The sequence below is a fragment of the Streptomyces sp. NPDC003327 genome (assembly GCF_053589515.1).
Genome location: NZ_JBSFSA010000004.1, coordinates 182545 through 198951 on the forward strand (window position 1 = coordinate 182545; position 16407 = coordinate 198951).

Genomic DNA, 16407 nt, shown 5'->3' on the forward strand with positions numbered 1-16407 from the left:
GAGGGAACTCGGCCGGCTACGAGAGAGGAGCGTGGCGCGATGGATCGGAAGTACGTGTACGACTTCGCCGAGGGCAGCCGGGACATGGCGGACCTTCTCGGCGGCAAGGGTGCCAATCTCGCCGAGATGGCCCGCATGGGCCTTCCCGTACCACCCGGCTTCACCATCACCACAGAGGCGTGCCGCTTCTTTCTCCGGACCGGGGAGCCGCCGCAGGAGTTGGAGCGCCAGGTGGGCGAGCGCCTGGCCGCCATCGAAGGCGCGGCGGGGAGACGACTCGGCCGGGTGGACGATCCCTTGCTGCTCTCCGTCCGCTCCGGAGCCCGGTTCTCCATGCCGGGCATGATGGAGACCATCCTCGACATCGGCCTCAACGACCTGTCGGTCCTCGGGTTGGGCAAGACACCCGAGAGGGAACGGTTCGCCTGGGACTCCTACCGCCGCCTCGTGCAGATGTTCGGCAGCACGGTCATGGGTGTCGACAGCGAGCGTTTCGAGAAGGTCCTCGCCGGGATCAAGGAACAGCACCACCTCGCCGACGACACCCGGCTCGACACCTGCGACCTGATCCGGCTGGTCGAGACGTACAAGGATCTGATCCTGGAGGAAACAGGCGAAGAGTTCCCCCAGGACCCGGCCGAGCAGCTCCGTCGGGCCGTCCTGGCCGTCTTCACCTCGTGGAACGGTGAACGGGCGCGGATCTACCGGCGTCGCGAGCACATCCCCCACGACCTGGGCACCGCCGTCAACATCCAGACCATGGTCTTCGGCAACCTCGGTCCCGACTCGGGAAGCGGCGTCGCCTTCACCCGTGACCCGGCGACCGGACAGCCCGGCATCTACGGCGACTACCTGCCCAACGCCCAGGGCGAGGACGTCGTCGCCGGCATCCGCAACACCGTGCCCCTGCAGGATCTGGAGGACCTCGATCCGGCGTCCTTCGCCCGTCTGCGTGACTGCATGCAGCGGTTGGAGGCGCACTACCGCGACCTGTGCGACATCGAGTTCACCATCGAACGCGGCACCCTGTGGATGCTGCAGACTCGCGTCGGCAAGCGCACTTCTCAGGCCGCCTTCGCCATCGCCGGACAGCTGGTCGACGAGGGGTTGATCTCTCCGAGGGAGGCGCTGGCCCGGGTCGACGGCGAAGGGCTGGCGCGCCTGATGTTCCCCCGGTTCGACGACTCAAACACCCGTCAGGTGCTGGCCCGCGGCATCCCCGCCTCTCCCGGCGCCGCCGTCGGAGCGGTCGTGTTCGACTCCGCCGAAGCGGTCCGCCGGGCCGCCGACGGGGAGAAGGTCGTGCTCGTACGCCAGGAGACGACCCCGGACGACCTGCCCGGGATGATCGCGGCCGAAGCCGTGCTCACCAGCCGCGGAGGAAAGACCAGCCACGCGGCCGTCGTCGCCCGGGGCATGGGCAAGGTCTGCGTGTGCGGGGCCGAGGAGCTCACGGTCGACCCCCGGCAGCGGCTCTTCTCCACGTCCTCCGTCACGGTGCGCGAAGGGACCGTCGTATCCGTCGACGGGTCCGAGGGCCTGGTGTTCCTGGGCGCCGCGCCCCTCGTCGACTCGCCTGTGATGCGCTACTTCGAGGACGGCGGGCAGTCGCCGACCGAGTCCGCCACCCAGGTCGTCCGCGATGTGCACCGGCTCATGGGACAGGCGGACGAAGCCCGGCGCATGGAGGTGCGCGCCAATGCCGACACGCCGGAGGACGCCGCCCGCGCCCGGCGGTTCGGCGCTCAGGGGATCGGTCTGTGCCGCACCGAGCACATGTTCCTCGGTGACCGCCGCCCCCTGGTCGAAGCGATGATCCTGGCGCAGGACGACACGGAGAGGGAAGCGGCCCTGAACGCCCTCCTCCCCCTGCAGCGCGAGGACTTCATCGGCATCCTCGAAGCGATGGACGGGCTGCCCGTGACCATCCGGTTGCTGGATCCGCCCCTTCACGAGTTCCTGCCCGACCTGACGGAGCTGTCGGTACGTGTCGCCCGGGACGACGCGCTGGGACGGCGGCCGGCCCCCCGCGACACCGAACTCTTGGCGGCCGTCACCCGGATGCACGAGGCGAACCCCATGCTTGGCCTGCGCGGCGTACGGCTCGGCCTGATCGTGCCCGGACTCGTCGCCATGCAGGTGCGAGCCGTCGCCGAGGCCGTCGTGGCACGGAAGCGGGCGGGTGGCGACCCCCGGGCCGAGATCATGGTGCCGCTGGTCGACGCCGTGGAGGAACTCCGACTCGTACGGGCGGAGGTCGACCGCGTACTGGAGCGGGTATCCGCCGGCACCGGTGTCCCTGTGGACTGCCCGGTCGGAACGATGATCGAGCTTCCCCGGGCCGCCCTCACCGCGGGCCGGATCGCGCAGGACGCACAGTTCTTCTCCTTCGGCACGAACGACCTCACCCAGACGACCTGGGGGTTCTCCCGAGACGACGTCGAGGCGGCGTTCTTCTCCGCCTACCTCGACAAGGGCATCTTCCAGACCTCCCCGTTCGAGACGATCGACCGCGAGGGCGTGGGGCGCCTCGTCGAGATCGCCGTCGCGGAAGGCCGGGCCACCCGGCCGCGCCTGAAGATCGGAGTCTGCGGAGAGCACGGGGGAGACCCGGATTCCGTCCACTTCTTCCACGGCGCCGGCCTGGACTACGTGTCGTGCTCGCCCTTCCGCGTGCCCGTCGCCCGCCTCGAGGCCGGACGCGCGGCCCTCCACGACACGGAGTCCCAGGCGAGCAGGTGAACCGACTCCTGGTGCGAAGCCGCTGATCCGTGCCTAGCGTGGAGTGCCAGGGGCCCCGGCACCGGTACGGGCCTTCGCGGCGTGCCAACCGCCGACCGCCTCCGACAGGAAAGCGAGCCGTCATGTCCGACCGACCGCAGACCGGTACGGGACCGTCCGGACCGCGGGCCAGGGGCGACGTGGGCAGACGAGTGGCGGCGCGCCGCGAGCAGCTGGGACTGTCCCAGGAGGACCTCGCCCTGCGCACCGGTGCGGCACCCGAGTACATCCGGTACCTGGAGACCCACCCCGCCACGCATGGCGTCGGTCTGCTGCTCCGCCTCGCCGACGCCCTCGAAACGAGCGTCGAGGAACTCACCGGCGGCAACGTCGACCTTCCTCCCGGCGTCGGCCAGGCCGCGTATCACCCGAAGCTCCTGGAGCTCGATCGGCCGGAGTGCTGGGAGCTGCTGGGCAGCCACGGCGTGGGGCGCATCGCCGTGACCACCGAGGCAAGGCCGGCGATCGTCCCCGTCAACTACCTGGCCCTCGGGGAGGAGGTCGCCTTCAGGACCTCGCCGGACGCCACACCGGCGAGAGCCGCCGGACACGTGGTCGCCTTCGAGGTGGACCGCATCGACGACGCGTTCAGCCGCGGGTGGAGTGTCCTCGTCGTGGGCGAGGCGCACAAGGTCACCGCACCCGGCGCCGTACGGAGGCTGGAGACGCACAGCCGCAGCGCGCCGTGGGCCGGCGGCATGCGGGACCTCTGGATCGCCGTGACACCCGATCGGGTGACCGGGCGCCGGATCGTCGTAGGGGAGCAGTGACGTGCCGGGCCGCGCACCTCAGGTTGACGACCAGGACCTCCGAAACGGACCTGCGAGGGGTCGTCTCAGGTGTACGAGCGGGCATCGGAGCCACCTCCGAGAAGTGCGGTCACGGACGGTGGGTCCGCCGGAACCGGGACACCGGCCCAACGGCTGAAGGTCCGTACCGTGCGGTCACCTCTTCAGTGTCGCCGTTCCGGGAGCTGCCGGGCAGGGGCCGAGTGGTCACGGCCGGGGCCGAGAGGCCCTGGCACGGGGTTGTTCGGCTCGGTGCCGGGGAAATCGCAGCGCGTCGCCACCTCCCGTCAGCCACTCCGTCAGTGCGGAACCTCGGGACCATGCAGCTCGACCCGGATGTCCACGACGCCCTCGACCGCACGGATCGCCCTCGCCAGAAGGGGAACCAGCGCGCGGTCCCGTAGTTGGCCACCCAAGGTCACCACACCGTCCGTGACCGCGACGCGCACCCCGGCCGTGGCCGGCAGGTCCGGCAGGACACCGGCTCGGATCTCGGCCGCTATGTCTTCGTCCGATCGCAGGAACACCTTCAGCAGGTCGCTTCTGCTGACCACGCCCTCCAGCAGACCGTGGCCGTCCACGACGGGCAACCGTTTGACCTGCCGTCTCGCCATGATCCTTGCTGCCTCGGCGATGGTCGCGTCCGCGTGGACGGTGACGGCCGGGCTCGACATGAGGTCCTCCGCGTACACCGCGCCCGCCTTGGCCGTGTCGGCGAGCGGCCGGTCCCTCAGGCCCACGTCGTCCTCGCGGTACTCCTCCTTGGGCAGAAGGTCCGCCTCGGAAACCACGCCGATGACGCGGCCCTCGCCGGCGAGTACGGGCAGGGCGCTCACCTTCCACTGGTTCATCAGCTGGACGATCTCCTTGTACGACGCCCGACCGCCCACCGCCACAGCGGTCTGGGTCATGACATCGCTCACGGTGTGTGGTGATGCGTTCATCGCACTCCTCCTCCACTCGGATCCCGCCGTCGATGCGACCGCACCGCCGCGCGCACGGGTTCACGCGCTTTCCGGCTCCTCGATGTCGCGGGCGACGTCCCTGGCCCACTCCGCGACGCGGTTCAGATCACGGAAGTCACCGCCGCGGCCCTCGTCCAGGATGGCCTTCGCCATGCGTCCCTTTGCTCCGGCCTCGAGTCGGCCGCCGAAGGTGACGTGACCGAGGGCGTTCGTACGATGCCGCGCCCGACGGGCACTCGCGACGGGTGGAATGTCCCGCTCGGACGCCGAAGGGTCGAGCGGGCCGCTGCTGAACAGCCACACGGGTCGTTCTCGGAGGTCCTTGCGATGCTGCCGCGTGAACCGCCGGGCGTCCCGGTGCCAACGGCCCATGTAAAGAGCCCCACCGATCACGATCGCGTCGTAGGGAGCGACGTCCTCCACTTCCGACGGCGGCTGGACATCGACCTCCAGCCCCTCGTCCCTCAGGACGGAAGCGACGACATGGGCGATCTCGGCCGTCGAACCGTTCTTGGTTCCGTAGGTGATCAGTACACGTCCAGGCACTGTTCCCACCGCCCTCATCGGTATCCCGGGAGGCCGGCGACCGACTGCGCCGCCGTCCGGTGTGCGTGTGGTTCCACTTCGAGCGTGCGCTGACGGACCGGGAAAGTGGAGGGCCTCGGAGGCAGAACTCGGGGCCGAACGGCCCTCCCTTCGGCGAGCGGGCCGCGTCGGCGTTCGTTGCCACGGGCTTCCGTCGCACAGCCGCATGCGACTTCCCCGGCCCCGAGGCCGGATCACGGCCAGAGTCTCGGGATTGGCCGGATCCGGCAGCGTCTGGACATCGGGCTCCCGTCCCCATCGCACCGCGGCTGTTCGGAGCGCTGTGCCTGCCGGTGTCTCAGAGCGTGGTGTCGGGCAGCCACAGGTCGGGGCCGAAGACCTCGTAGCGGAAGCTGCGGGCGGGGATTCCGCCGCGCAGCAGTTGTGCCCTGGCCTCGCGCATGAAGGGAAGCGGGCCGCACAGGTACACGTTCGCGTCGGCGGGCGGTTCCAGCCCGTCGAGATTCATCAGCCCAGTCCGGGAGCCGCTCTCCTGCTCCGCGTCCCGTTCGTACCAGAACGTGGCGCGCGCGTTCGGCAGCATGCTGACCAGTCGGCTGGTGTCGGCGCGCAGAGCGTGGTCGGAGGGTGAGCGGTCGGCGTGCAGGACCGTGACGGAGCGGGTGGGGGCGGTGGCGGCGAGGTGCTCCAGCATGGAGACCATCGGCGTGCAGCCGATGCCGGCGGAGACCAGCACCAGCGGTGCGTTCGTGTCGTCCAGCACGACATCGCCGAAGGGGGCGGCAAGGGTGAGTTCGTCGCCGGTCCTGAGGGTGCGGTGCAACAGGCTCGACACTTCACCGTCGGGGGGTTCCCTCGCCGGTCGCGCGCTTGACGGTGATGCGGCGCGTCTGGTCGCCGGGGGCCGAGGAGAGGCTGTACTGGCGGAGTTGGTGCACTCCGTCGGGCATCTGCACACGTACGCTGACGTACTGTCCGGCCCTGGCGCGAGGGGCAGAGGCACCGTCGGCGGGGCGCAGCAGGAAGGAAACGGCGTCGGGGGTTTCCTGACGGCGTTCGACGACCGTCCACTGCCGCCACGGGTGTCCGGGCTGTACCTGGGCTTCGAAGGAGAGGCGTGCCTCCTGGGCGATGAGAGCACCGGCCATCAGCCAGTAGACCTCGTCCCAGGCGGCCGCGACGTCAGGGGTGACCGCTTCGCCCAGGACATCGGCGATGGCGGCGAACAGGTACTTGTGCACGATCGTGTACTGGTCTTCGGTGACGCCGACGGCCACGTGTTTGTGGGCGATGCGGGCGAGCAGGGCGTCCGGGCGGGCCTCGGGGTCGGCCCTGCGCGGTGCACGACGAAGCCGCGAGGCCCGATGTGCCGATCAGGGCCGCATCGCCCTGGGCGACGAGAGCGGTGGTGGTATGTCCAGGCCGGTCAGGCGGCTGCGGCTGACCGGCTTGCCCTCCGAGAGGTTGATCGTGGTGCCTGTCCGCGGGGCGGAGGACGTGGAGTGGTGGTGACGACGGCGAGGACCGTGCCCGCGAGCTGGCCGCGGTGCTGCGCGCCGCCCCCTACGGCGTGGAGGCTTTGACGAGCTGCCTGCGCAGCTCGTAGAGCACTTCGGGAAAGCCGATGCGGACCAGCTGTCCAGCAGCCGGTCGATCCGGGCGTCGTCCGCGGTGCTCACCGCGTCGCCGACGACGCGATGACCTCGCGTAGTGCGGGCGACAGCGCTCGTTCGGTCACCGCGTTGCCGCCTCCTGTTCGGCGGACTCGGCCTCCGGGGTGTCCTCGCGGTGGAGGAAGGCGCCGAGCAGGTCGCCGACGGGGTGGTCGGCTTCCAGCGGGTGGCGCAGGGAGACGCTGGCGTCGATGGTGTAGCGGTTGCGGCGGCCCACCCGGGTGCGGGTCAGGTATCCGGCGGCTTCCAGGTCGGCGACGATGAGCTGTACCGCCCGCTCGGTGATCCCGATCCCGGCGGCGACGTCCCGCAGCCGTACCTCGGGGTCGCGGGCCAGCCACAGCAAGACCCGGGCGTGGTTGGTCAGAAACGTCCATTGGTCACCGCGTGCCGTAGAGCTGCTCATGGCCTCCATCATACGAACCCTGCTTCGTATGTTCACCCTCTCGTGCGAACCTTCATTAGCGAAAAAGTTTTCGCGTAACTGTTGACGCATGTCATGTGGTGGGGTGACGCTGGAGGTGATTCGTCCCGATTTCAGGAAGGCGGGCCGTAGCCGTGACCCGACTGCTTTCCCACCCCGCACACCACCGCGTTCCGCGGCTCGCGCGGGCCGGGCTTCGCCAGCCCGTCGCCGGGGTCCTCACCGACCGGATCGACGACGTGGTGGTGGCCGAGACGGCCGCCCGCATTGCGGCGGCCCGCCGGGCGCCGCTGCTGCTTATCGCCGTGATGCCCCCGCACATCGCCCGTTCCTCCCTCGGCCCGGCCTCCCCCTCGGTGCGCGCGGTCCTGGCCCGCGTCATGCCGAAGATCGGCCCGCACGCCGCCGACTGCATTCCCGAGGTCTTCCGCCTCCCGCCCGGCAACGGCTCGCGCCTGGCGGCGGCGAAGGAACTCCTCGCGCTGGTCAACCGCCACCGCGCCCCGGACCTGGTGGCCGCCCGCCACGCCCCGCACGGCCTGGACGCGTTCGCCCTGATCGAGGCCGCGGCCCTGCGCGGCGGCCCCTACGTCCACGCCGTCGCGCCGGCCGCCTGGGTCCCCCTGGGCCAGTCACCGCCTCCCGCGCCCTTGGTCGGTGACCCGCTGCGTACCCGGAAAGGAATCGTTTCGCGATGAATGACCTGTCGTTCGCCGTCCCGCTGTGGGCCTGGGCCGCGGTCACACTCGGCATCTGCGTGATGCTCGCCGTCGACCTGATCGCCCACCGCGACAACCACGTCATCGGCTTCAGGGAAGCCGCGATCTGGAGCGCCATCTGGATCGCCATCGGCCTGGGCTTCGGCTTGATCCTGCTGGCCTGGCAGGGCGGGGAGGTGTCCTCCACCTACTACGCCGGCTACCTGATCGAAAAGGCCCTCTCGATCGACAACGTCTTCGTGTTCGCGCTCGTCTTCTCGTTCTTCGCCGTTCCCGACGCCTACCAGCACAAGGTCCTCTTCTGGGGGGTCCTCGGCGCCCTGGCGGCCCGGCTGGTGTTCATCTTCGTCGGCGCCGAACTGCTCCAGGTGTTCTTCTGGACCGCCTACCTCTTCGGTGCGTTCCTGATCTGGACCGGCTGGAAGATGGCGGTCTCCAAGGACGAGGAGGTCCACCCCGACCGCAACCCGATCGTCCGCCTAATCAAGAAGCTCATCCCCACCGATCCGACATTCCACGGCGACAGGTTCTTCATCCGCAAGGGCGGCAAGCGGATCGCGACGCTGCTGTTCGTGGTCCTGGTCGCCGTCGAGGCCACCGACCTCATCTTCGCGATCGACTCCGTCGCCGCCGTCCTGGCCATCACCACCAACACCTTCCTGGTGTGGACCGCCAACGCCTTCGCCGTCCTGGGCCTGCGGAGCCTGTACTTCTGCCTCGCCGGCCTCCTGCGCCGCTTCCAGTACCTGCACTACGGGCTGGCGGTCCTGCTCGTCTTCGCCGGCGTCAAGCTCATCCTGTCCGAGACCCCCGTCGGCAAGCTCCCCATCCCGCTCACCCTCGGCGTCATCGTCGCCACCATCACCGTCTCCATCGGCTGGTCCCTGATCGCCACCCGCGGCCAGAGCGGCGACACCGAGCAGCGGCCGACCGGGACCGGTGAAGTCGGCACCGGTGAAGGCAGCACCGGCGAAGCCGACCAGCCGGCCGCCGCTTCCGCGCCTCAGCAGCCCGCTGCCGTCCGCAGCCCGCACACCAAGGACCCCTCATGACCGCGACCCAGACGCCCCGCCCGGCTGCCCCCTCACCGACCCCGCCGCAAGCGCACGTCTACCACTTCTCCCCGCACTCCGGCGGACACGTCCTGGCGCTGTTCACCGGCTCCCGCGCCGACCGAACCGTAGTTGCCCACGCGGTCGACCTCGCCGCCCGCACGGGACACCGCGTCATCGCCGCGGCGGTCGTCCGCTCCACCGTCGTGGGGCCGGTCACCTCGATCTCGTCCACGCCGGGCACCTGAGTCAGGTCCGGCGGCACGGCGGCGAAAGCCACCGTCGCCTCCGTACGGTGAAGCCGCCGTAGCTCTCTGACCGTGGCGACGTCCACGAGTCGCCCCGCTCGCAGGATCGCCACGCTGTCACAGACGGCTTCCACCTCGGCGAGCTGGTGCGAGCTGAGGAAGACCGTCTGGCCGTTGTCCCGGGCCTCGCCCACCGCTCGGCAGAACTCCCTTTCCATCAGCGGGTCCAGGCCGCTGGAGGGTTCGTCCAGCACGAGCAGGGGAGCCCTGGTGGCGAACGCCGCGATGAGCGCGACCTTCTGCCTGTTTCCGGTGGAGTACGTCCGGCCGGGCTTGGACGGATCCAGACCGAACCGCTCCACCAGTTCGTCCCGGTAGACGAGGTCGGTGCCCGGCCCCGTCCGCGCCAGCAGTTCGAGCGTCTCGGCGCCGGTCAGCCTGGGCCACAGAGCAACGTCGGCCGGCACGTAGGACAGGCGGCGGTGCGTCACGGCTACGTCGGCAGCGTCCGTCCCGAAGACCCAGGCCCGGCCCGAGGTCGGCCGGGCCAACCCGAGCAGCAGACGGATGGTGGTCGATTTTCCGGCACCGTTGGGCCCGAGGAACCCGAAGACCTCGCCCGGCGGGACGCTCAGGTCCAGTCCGTCCAGGGCCGTCGTGCGGCCGTAGCGCTTAGTGAGGGATTCCGTACGAAAGGCGGGCGAGACCATGGGGCCTCCACAGGAAGGAACGACGGGCACGGAGCCCCTGACCGCCGACCAGACTTCCCGGCACACCGGTCGTGAACGTACTCCCAGCCCACCTGCTCCGCAAGAAGCGCGGATCCACTTCTCGACGAGGAACTCCTTGCGTCGTGGGGCAACTGGTCCTCGGCGAGCCCGTGAGCTGCAGGACGGTAGAACGTTCGACCCACCACTTGTCCGTGATGTTCCGCATCGGGTACATCACTGGTCGTGAGCGTTCCCGACGTGTGGATCGGTATCAGCACGGACGACCGACGGAAATATGGGTGGCGGAACGTCATCCTGCTGCTGGGGTTCAGTCTGCTCCCTTCGGTAGCAGATGAGGGTGGCGGAGATGCCGGTGAAGGCGAGGAAGTGTTCGGCCTTGCGTTCGTAACGGCGGCGCAAACGACGACGGCGAGAGCGGATGGGCGGTATGCCTCGTACAAGGGGTTCGAGACCCTGGCTGTCGTGGGTGCTGGCGGCGGAGATGCCGATGGAGATGGGCAGACCTGTCCGTTCTGCAATGAAGTGGATCTTTGAGCCTTCTTGCCGCGATCGGCAGGACGCGGGCCTGTCGGCTCCCCCCTTCGAGGGCTCGCATGTCCACGGAGCCGATCGCGCACCTCGACCAGTCCGGCTCCCCGCGGGCGCCGAGCTCGTCCAGCACCAGGCGATGGAGCTTCGCCCACACCCGCGCCGCGGTCCACTCGGAGAACCGCCGATGGACTGTCTGCCATGAGGCCCCGCGGCGAGCACAGCACGATCGTCAACCCGTCGACTGCCTCAGCCTTGTGGCCTCGTGGGGATCTGCGGTCTCACAGCCCGGAACAACTCCCACAGCCCCTCCGGCACCAGCCCCTCAACGAAGGCCATCGAGTACAGCCTCCTCCGTCGGTGCCGGAGCCACCGACCTGTCCGTGGCCTTCCAGGGGGCCCCGAATCGCGCCAGGTAGTGCCACACCTTCTTGACCGCTTGGGGGTCGTAGAGGCCGGCGCGTGCGGAGTCTCCGATGATCCGAGGATCGAGCATGCCGTCGACCGCGATCTGCGTGCCCAAGTCGACGTAGTCCTGGCCGCGGTAGTCGGGGTGACGTCGGAGTTCTTCAACCGCGAGTCGGAAGCCGGGGTGCCACTCCACCGGGCAGCCAAGACGCAGAGCTGCGTCCTCGACCGGCGTGCCTCGGTAACAGGGGTCCAGCACCAGCGCCTCCACATCGCGTTGCAGCTCGACCGACGCATGCACCTGCGCCTCGATGTAGTCGTCGAGCTCGTCCTGACGATCGGCGCGAGCAAGCTCGATAAGCCCCATGCGGCCCGCGACACCGAAATCCGACGGTTCGAGGAAACTGTCCGGGTAGCAGAACGTGCTCCGCGTCAGCGTCTGGGCCGTCAGCCGGAAGTGGGCCGAGCCGAACCGCGGTGCCCCGCCGACCGGCTTGCGGCGGAAGTTCAACGCCCCGTAGACGGGCCGCTCATGAGCGGTCGCTTCGTCGTACGCCCCGTTGAAGATCCGGCTCTCCCAGCGCCACCGGTCGCCGCCTGGATGCGCGGTCAGGCCGCCGTTGCTGGTCCCCGTGACGAACTGCGAGTGGTAGACGCCGCTCTCGGCCATAGCGTCCAGGATCGGCTTGCCGTGCAGCAGACGGTCCGGGTGGAAGTTGAGGGTCACCCGCAATGCCGGGTCCATCGGAGGACCCGACGCCAGGTCCGCTACATGCCGAAGGGCCCGTTCCTGCGCTGTCTGGGAGGCTGCAGAGCTCATCAGCACAGTGTTCCCCACCCTGATCAACTGGCGCACGCGGATTGTCCACCGACAGCCCTTTCCAGCGTGACGGAGCGTTGATAGATCACCAATCGAGACGATTTCTTTACGCCGATGCCGATGCCGATGCCGATGCCGATGCCGATGCCATGCCGGCCGGCGCTGGCGCGGGCCGGAGACGTCGAAGACGGAGCGGGTGGTCTCCAGCCGATCCGGATGTCCGTGCGCGGGGTGTTCACGTACAGGCCCCCCGCGGGCGGGCTGACCTTGGGGCTCCGCCTGCATACGGCGGACGGCCTTCCCCGTCGCGCCCAGACCTCGCCGCGGAGAGGACGACGTGAGTGCGGTGGCGCCAGACCATGTCACCGGACCCCGGGTGGGCCCCGGTCAGCTTGAAGTGGAGATCGCAGGGGGCTCGATGGACCGGGCTGGCGACGCAGGGGACCAGCGGGGACGGCGCCACCCTCGGTGACCTCCTTCCCGCGGCGGAGCCACCGCGTCGGGGCTGGCGGGACGACGACCGGTCTGGACTTCTCCGGTGCTCCCTCCGGCTTCCTGCAGATGCCTTGCGCAGCGTGACGACTCGCCCCGAGTACGTCTGGCTGGTGAGTGGGTGGGCCGCCGTGTTCCGCGCCGGACGGCCTCAGGGGGTGAGGGCGCGTGCGGCCAGTCCGAGTCCTACGACGACTACCAGGGTGGAGGTGGCTACCGGTCCGATGCGTGTGGCGGTGCGTGCGAGCCGGCGCAGCCGGGAATGGTCGCCGGCCTCCTTGATGCGGTGCTTGACGTGGAGGAGGAGCAGTCGGGCGAGCGTGAGGGTGGCGGCCATCCCCAGGCCGTAGGCGAGGACGAGGAGGACGCCGAAGGCGGTGCGGCCGAGTGCGACAGTTCCGAGGTCGTCCCGGTAGATCTCGAGCCCCGCGCAGTCCGTCGGCTGCCATCGCGCCTCAGTAGTCATGAGCACGCCGTGGCCGCAGGGGGTGGCACACCGTGCCTGAGTCGAGACGGCGCGCGGTCCCCCCACGCGGACGGCGCAGCTCGCGGCAGTGCCGTTGGGCCGTGCGGGTGGCATCCGCCCCGGGCACCTATCCCCTGGAGCACCGGTGGCGAATGCGGCACGAGACCTGGGCCTCCCCGGCCCGGCCCACGAAGGAGTCATCATGCGCAACCGGACCGTGACCGCGGCTTCCGCAGTCGTCCTGGCCGCCCTGTGCGCGGCGCCCGCCCTGGCGGTGTCCCACACGGCCTCGAAGACGCCGCCTGCCCACGGCCACCAGGCCCTGCACGCGATCGGCCTGACCGGCGACCAGCGTCTCGTCGAGTTCGACGTAAACAAGCCGTCCAAGGCCTGGTCGCTGGGCAAGGTCTCGGGGCTGTCCGGTGACACCAGGCTTGTCGGGATCGACTTCCGCGTCCAGAACGAGAAACTGTACGGCGTCGGGAACAATGGCGGCATCTACATCCTGAACACCACCAACGCCAAAGCCATGAAGGTCTCCCAGCTGACGGTGGCCCTGGCCGGCGCCGCGTTCGGCGTGGACTTCAACCCCGCCGCCAACCGGCTGCGGGTCATCTCCGACACCGGACAGAACCTGCGCCACAACGTCGACGACCCGGCCGCACCGCTGACGACCGCTGTCGACGGCACCCTGACCAACCCGACGATGCCGCCGTCGACCGCCATGGGTGTCACCGGCGCCGCCTACACCAACAACGACCTCAACGCCGTGACCGCGACGGTGCTGTTCGACCTGGACACCATGGCCGACCGTGTCTCCCTGCAGTCCCCCGCCAACGCCGGCACCCTGGCCCCCACTGGCAACCTGGGCGTGGACGCTGCGCTGGACGCCGGGTTCGACATCTTCTACAGCACCACCACCGGGATGAACCACGGCTTCGCCGCCATCGGAAGCGGCGGTTCCTACCGTCTGTACGCAATTGACGTGCTCACGGGCAAGGCCACCAGCAAGGGCGCCTTCCCGGCCAAGTACCAGGTCACCGACCTGGCCCTGCCCGTCAACCAATAGACCCCTTGTCTGCCTGGGCCCGCGCCCCGGGACCAGGGTGCGGGCCCGGAGTTGCGGTGCACTACCGGGGCGGACTGCGGTCATGACGCCGGCCTCGTACCCTCCCTCGCGGAAGGGGTACGAGGCCGGCAGCTCTGGACGCTGCGAGCGAGCGGGTTACTTGGGCATGAGGACGGTGTCGACGATGTAGACGTTGGCGTTGGCGGTCTTGACGTTGCCGCAGACGACCTTGGAGGTGTCGTTGACGGTGTAGTCCTCGCCGGAGCCCTTCGTCGTGATCATGCCCTTCTGCAGGGTCTCGAAGGAGCCGTTCTCCAGCTGCGCCGGGGTCAGCTTCTGGCCGACGACGTGGTACGTGAGGATCTTCGTCAGCGTGGCCTTGTCGGCGAGGACCTTGTCGAGGTCGGCCTTCGGGATCTTGGCGAAGGCGTCGTTGGTCGGCGCGAAGACCGTGATGTTCTCGGCGTTGTTCAGGGTGTCGACGAGTCCGGCCTTCTGGACGGCGGTGACGAGAGTGGAGAGGGCCGGGTTGTTCGACGCGGCGGTCGCGACGGGGTCCTTGGCCATGCCGTCGAACGAGCCCGCGCCCTCCTTCGGCACCCCGGCGCACGCCGGACCGAACGGCTGGTCGCTGGTCATGGCCTCCTCGGTGGGCGCCGCACTGGTCTGAGCCCGGTCACCTGCCGCGCTCGACGGCGCGGCCTTGGTGCCGCTGTCAGAGTCCGAGCACGCGGCCAGGGAGAAGGGCAGCGCGGCTGCTGCGGCGACGGCAATGGCGGTGCGGCGGATCTTCATGCTGTTCATGTTCGATTGCTCCTTGAGAAGGCTTTTCTGCCGGGGTGTCGAGTGGGCTGGTTACGGGGTGCGGACACGGCTTTGCTGTCGTGCCCGGGTGGTCTGGGGGACGGTGACGAAGACGCTGTGCCAGCCGCTCGCTCCGTCGGGGATGGTGCGGGTGCGCAGTTCGGTCTGGACCTGTCCGGTGCCGTCGGTGGCACGGACGGTGATGTTGTGTCCGCCGGGGGTGGCGTTCCAGCGGTAGGACCACTGGCGCCAGGTGTCGAGGCCGGCCTGGGCGGCGAGGTCGGCGTCCTGCCAGGGCCCGTCGTCGACGCGGATCTGGACGCGCGTGATGCCACGTCGCTGGGCCCAGGCCACGCCGGCGACCACGACCGTGCCGGCGGGGGTGCGGGCGAACGGCTTGGGGGTGTCGATGCGCGCCTGGGTCTTGATGGGCGCGCGTCGGGCCCACTTGCGCTTGACCCAATAGGGGTCGTAGGTGTCGAACGTGGTGAGCTCGACGTCCTCGATCCACTTGCAGGCCGACACGTAGCCGTACAGGCCGGGCACGAGCATGCGGACGGGGAAGCCGTGGTCGAAGGGCAGCGGCTCGCCGTTCATGCCGACGGCGAGCATCGCGTCCCGGCCGTCCATCACGTCCTCCACCGGGGAGCCGAGCGTCATCCCGTCCACGGAGCGGGCCACCAGCTGATCGGCCCGCCCGCCCGTCGACGGCGGCCGGACGCCGGCTTCCCTCAGGAGGTCGGCGAGGGGTACGCCGAGCCAGCGGGCGGTGCCGATGTAGGGGCCGCCCACCTCGTTCGAGACGCAGGTCAGGGTGATGTCGCGTTCGATCAGGGGGCGGGCGAGGAGCTGGTCGAGGGTGTAGGTGCGGGGGCGGGTGACGCCTTTGCCGTGGATACGCAGCCGCCAGGCGCCGGCGTCGACCTTGGGTACGGTCAGGGCGGTGTCGACGCGGTAGAAGTCGGCGTTGGGTGTGGTGAAGGCCGTGATGCCCGGCACCTTCAGCTGGACACCGGCCGGGACGGCGGGGGCGGGGGAGGCGGGCTCGGGCAGGACCAGGGCCTCGCGGGAGGCGACGGCGCCCTGGCCTTGTCGGCCGGCGAAGTAGCGGCCCAGCGCGCCGGCCGAGGTCGCGGCGACGGTGGTTGCACCGGCCGCGGCGAGGAACCCCCGCCTGCTCCACACCCCGGCGCCTGCCTGACCGTCCGGGGCGGGATCGGTGGCGGCTCGGGTCGCCAGCACGTACAGAGCCAGCGCTCCCGCGACCGCTCCGGCGATCGAGGGCAGCGCGTCGCCGGTACCGGTGGAGTCGGGACGGCCGAGAGCCGCGGCAGCGCCGACGATCCCGAACAGCAGCACCCCCGCGGCACCGGCGCGCCGATGGGACAGGGCGAGGAGGCCGAGGCCGATGGCGATGAGGGCGAGAATCGCGAGGATCCCCAACTGGAGAACGATCTTGTCGTTCTCTCCGAACGTGCGGATCGCAAAGTCCTTGACCGCAGCGGGCGTCCGGTCGATCACCGCTCCCCCCACCACCGTCACCGGTCCGGCCGCGGGACGCACCAGTCCGGCCACCAGCTCCGCCACGGCCAGAGCCGTGAACGCGGTCAGGAGCCCTGCCAGTGCGCCGAGAGCGGCGCGGACGAGTTTGCTGCGGAAGCTGCTCACGTGCTGCATTCGGCAGCCTTCACCCGGCGGATTGGTCCCACGCCCGAAAGAGCGAAACTTCTTCTCGGTGCTGCCTACTCCGTCGGTTCCGCAGGGTGACGGCCCCAACGGCCTGTGCGGCCGCGCCCAGTCGCACGGTGCGGGGGCCTTCTCACGGATTCCGGCAATCCATCGCGACCGTCGTCACGAATCATCACTGGAAGGCGCACCGGAAGCAGTACGGGA

At 69.9% G+C, this 16407-nt stretch carries 15 protein-coding genes and 1 pseudogene; 5 read left to right on the top strand and 11 right to left on the bottom strand.

Annotation, left to right across the window (positions count from 1 at the left end):
- Window positions 1-39: 39 nt before the first annotated feature.
- Entirely contained in the window at window positions 40-2742 is a 2703-nt protein-coding gene (gene ppdK / locus ACWDVG_RS05520) for a pyruvate, phosphate dikinase (protein WP_451696464.1), read from the top strand.
- A gap of 122 nt (window positions 2743-2864) precedes the next feature.
- Window positions 2865-3551: a helix-turn-helix domain-containing protein gene (locus ACWDVG_RS05525; protein WP_451696466.1), complete on the top strand. Its 687-nt coding sequence runs from the start codon at window positions 2865-2867 to the stop codon at window positions 3549-3551.
- A 317-nt stretch (window positions 3552-3868) separates the two neighbouring features.
- Here the strand turns inward: ACWDVG_RS05525 and ACWDVG_RS05530 are convergent, their stop codons facing one another.
- The 4 genes and pseudogenes from ACWDVG_RS05530 to ACWDVG_RS05545 form a co-directional block, all read right to left on the bottom strand.
- Window positions 3869-4513 carry a CBS domain-containing protein gene (locus tag ACWDVG_RS05530; protein ID WP_451696467.1) on the bottom strand — a complete coding sequence of 215 codons (645 nt, stop codon included), beginning with the start codon at window positions 4511-4513 and terminating at the stop codon, window positions 3869-3871.
- A gap of 60 nt (window positions 4514-4573) precedes the next feature.
- Window positions 4574-5098, bottom strand: a complete 525-nt coding sequence (locus ACWDVG_RS05535; protein ID WP_451696469.1) for a flavodoxin domain-containing protein — start codon at window positions 5096-5098, stop codon at window positions 4574-4576.
- 319 nt (window positions 5099-5417) lie between these two features.
- A pseudogene (locus tag ACWDVG_RS05540) lies at window positions 5418-6411 on the bottom strand (FAD-binding oxidoreductase); the annotation flags it as partial.
- A gap of 403 nt (window positions 6412-6814) precedes the next feature.
- Entirely contained in the window at window positions 6815-7159 is a 345-nt protein-coding gene (locus tag ACWDVG_RS05545) for a helix-turn-helix transcriptional regulator (protein ID WP_451696471.1), read from the bottom strand.
- Between the two features lie 152 nt (window positions 7160-7311).
- On the opposite strand from ACWDVG_RS05545, the gene ACWDVG_RS05550 reads away from it, so the two are divergent.
- Complete coding sequence (locus ACWDVG_RS05550; protein WP_451696473.1) at window positions 7312-7875, top strand: universal stress protein; 564 nt, start codon at window positions 7312-7314, stop codon at window positions 7873-7875.
- Complete coding sequence (locus ACWDVG_RS05555; protein WP_451696475.1) at window positions 7872-8948, top strand: TerC family protein; 1077 nt, start codon at window positions 7872-7874, stop codon at window positions 8946-8948. Before ACWDVG_RS05550 ends, ACWDVG_RS05555 begins: the two co-directional genes overlap by 4 nt.
- Before the next feature lie 58 nt (window positions 8949-9006).
- On the opposite strand, the gene ACWDVG_RS05560 is transcribed toward ACWDVG_RS05555, so the two are convergent.
- From ACWDVG_RS05560 to ACWDVG_RS05580, 5 genes are all read right to left on the bottom strand, one after another.
- Window positions 9007-9906: an ABC transporter ATP-binding protein gene (locus ACWDVG_RS05560; RefSeq protein WP_451696477.1), complete on the bottom strand. Its 900-nt coding sequence runs from the start codon at window positions 9904-9906 to the stop codon at window positions 9007-9009.
- A 234-nt stretch (window positions 9907-10140) separates the two neighbouring features.
- The gene (locus ACWDVG_RS05565; RefSeq protein WP_451696479.1) at window positions 10141-10677 is read right to left on the bottom strand and encodes a transposase; all 537 of its coding nucleotides are present in this window, start codon (window positions 10675-10677) and stop codon (window positions 10141-10143) included.
- A gap of 103 nt (window positions 10678-10780) precedes the next feature.
- On the bottom strand, window positions 10781-11608 hold the full coding sequence (locus ACWDVG_RS05570; RefSeq protein WP_451696480.1) for a DUF3626 domain-containing protein: 828 nt from the start codon (window positions 11606-11608) through the stop codon (window positions 10781-10783).
- A gap of 98 nt (window positions 11609-11706) precedes the next feature.
- The gene (locus ACWDVG_RS05575) at window positions 11707-11922 is read right to left on the bottom strand and encodes a hypothetical protein (protein ID WP_451696482.1); all 216 of its coding nucleotides are present in this window, start codon (window positions 11920-11922) and stop codon (window positions 11707-11709) included.
- A gap of 404 nt (window positions 11923-12326) precedes the next feature.
- Window positions 12327-12641 carry a hypothetical protein gene (locus tag ACWDVG_RS05580; protein ID WP_451696484.1) on the bottom strand — a complete coding sequence of 105 codons (315 nt, stop codon included), beginning with the start codon at window positions 12639-12641 and terminating at the stop codon, window positions 12327-12329.
- A gap of 202 nt (window positions 12642-12843) precedes the next feature.
- On the opposite strand from ACWDVG_RS05580, the gene ACWDVG_RS05585 reads away from it, so the two are divergent.
- The gene (locus tag ACWDVG_RS05585; protein WP_451696485.1) at window positions 12844-13710 is read left to right on the top strand and encodes a DUF4394 domain-containing protein; all 867 of its coding nucleotides are present in this window, start codon (window positions 12844-12846) and stop codon (window positions 13708-13710) included.
- Between the two features lie 156 nt (window positions 13711-13866).
- On the opposite strand, the gene ACWDVG_RS05590 is transcribed toward ACWDVG_RS05585, so the two are convergent.
- On the bottom strand, window positions 13867-14514 hold the full coding sequence (locus ACWDVG_RS05590; RefSeq protein ID WP_451696487.1) for a fasciclin domain-containing protein: 648 nt from the start codon (window positions 14512-14514) through the stop codon (window positions 13867-13869).
- Between the two features lie 51 nt (window positions 14515-14565).
- Window positions 14566-16191, bottom strand: coding sequence for a molybdopterin-dependent oxidoreductase (locus ACWDVG_RS05595; protein ID WP_451696489.1), 1626 nt, complete (start codon window positions 16189-16191; stop codon window positions 14566-14568).
- Window positions 16192-16407 lie beyond the last annotated feature (216 nt).

Excerpts from the sequence above, each read along its gene's own strand:
- ppdK (WP_451696464.1), top strand. The coding sequence starts at position 40 with ATGGATCGGAAGTACGTGTACGACTTCGCCGAGGGCAGCCGGGACATG.
- ACWDVG_RS05525 (WP_451696466.1), top strand. The coding sequence starts at position 2,865 with ATGTCCGACCGACCGCAGACCGGTACGGGACCGTCCGGACCGCGGGCC.
- ACWDVG_RS05530 (WP_451696467.1), bottom strand. The coding sequence starts at position 4,513 with ATGAACGCATCACCACACACCGTGAGCGATGTCATGACCCAGACCGCT.
- ACWDVG_RS05535 (WP_451696469.1), bottom strand. The coding sequence starts at position 5,098 with ATGAGGGCGGTGGGAACAGTGCCTGGACGTGTACTGATCACCTACGGA.
- ACWDVG_RS05545 (WP_451696471.1), bottom strand. The coding sequence starts at position 7,159 with ATGAGCAGCTCTACGGCACGCGGTGACCAATGGACGTTTCTGACCAAC.
- ACWDVG_RS05555 (WP_451696475.1), top strand. The coding sequence starts at position 7,872 with ATGAATGACCTGTCGTTCGCCGTCCCGCTGTGGGCCTGGGCCGCGGTC.
- ACWDVG_RS05560 (WP_451696477.1), bottom strand. The coding sequence starts at position 9,906 with ATGGTCTCGCCCGCCTTTCGTACGGAATCCCTCACTAAGCGCTACGGC.
- ACWDVG_RS05570 (WP_451696480.1), bottom strand. The coding sequence starts at position 11,608 with ATGGACCCGGCATTGCGGGTGACCCTCAACTTCCACCCGGACCGTCTG.
- ACWDVG_RS05580 (WP_451696484.1), bottom strand. The coding sequence starts at position 12,641 with ATGACTACTGAGGCGCGATGGCAGCCGACGGACTGCGCGGGGCTCGAG.
- ACWDVG_RS05585 (WP_451696485.1), top strand. The coding sequence starts at position 12,844 with ATGCGCAACCGGACCGTGACCGCGGCTTCCGCAGTCGTCCTGGCCGCC.
- ACWDVG_RS05590 (WP_451696487.1), bottom strand. The coding sequence starts at position 14,514 with ATGAACAGCATGAAGATCCGCCGCACCGCCATTGCCGTCGCCGCAGCA.
- ACWDVG_RS05595 (WP_451696489.1), bottom strand. The coding sequence starts at position 16,191 with ATGCAGCACGTGAGCAGCTTCCGCAGCAAACTCGTCCGCGCCGCTCTC.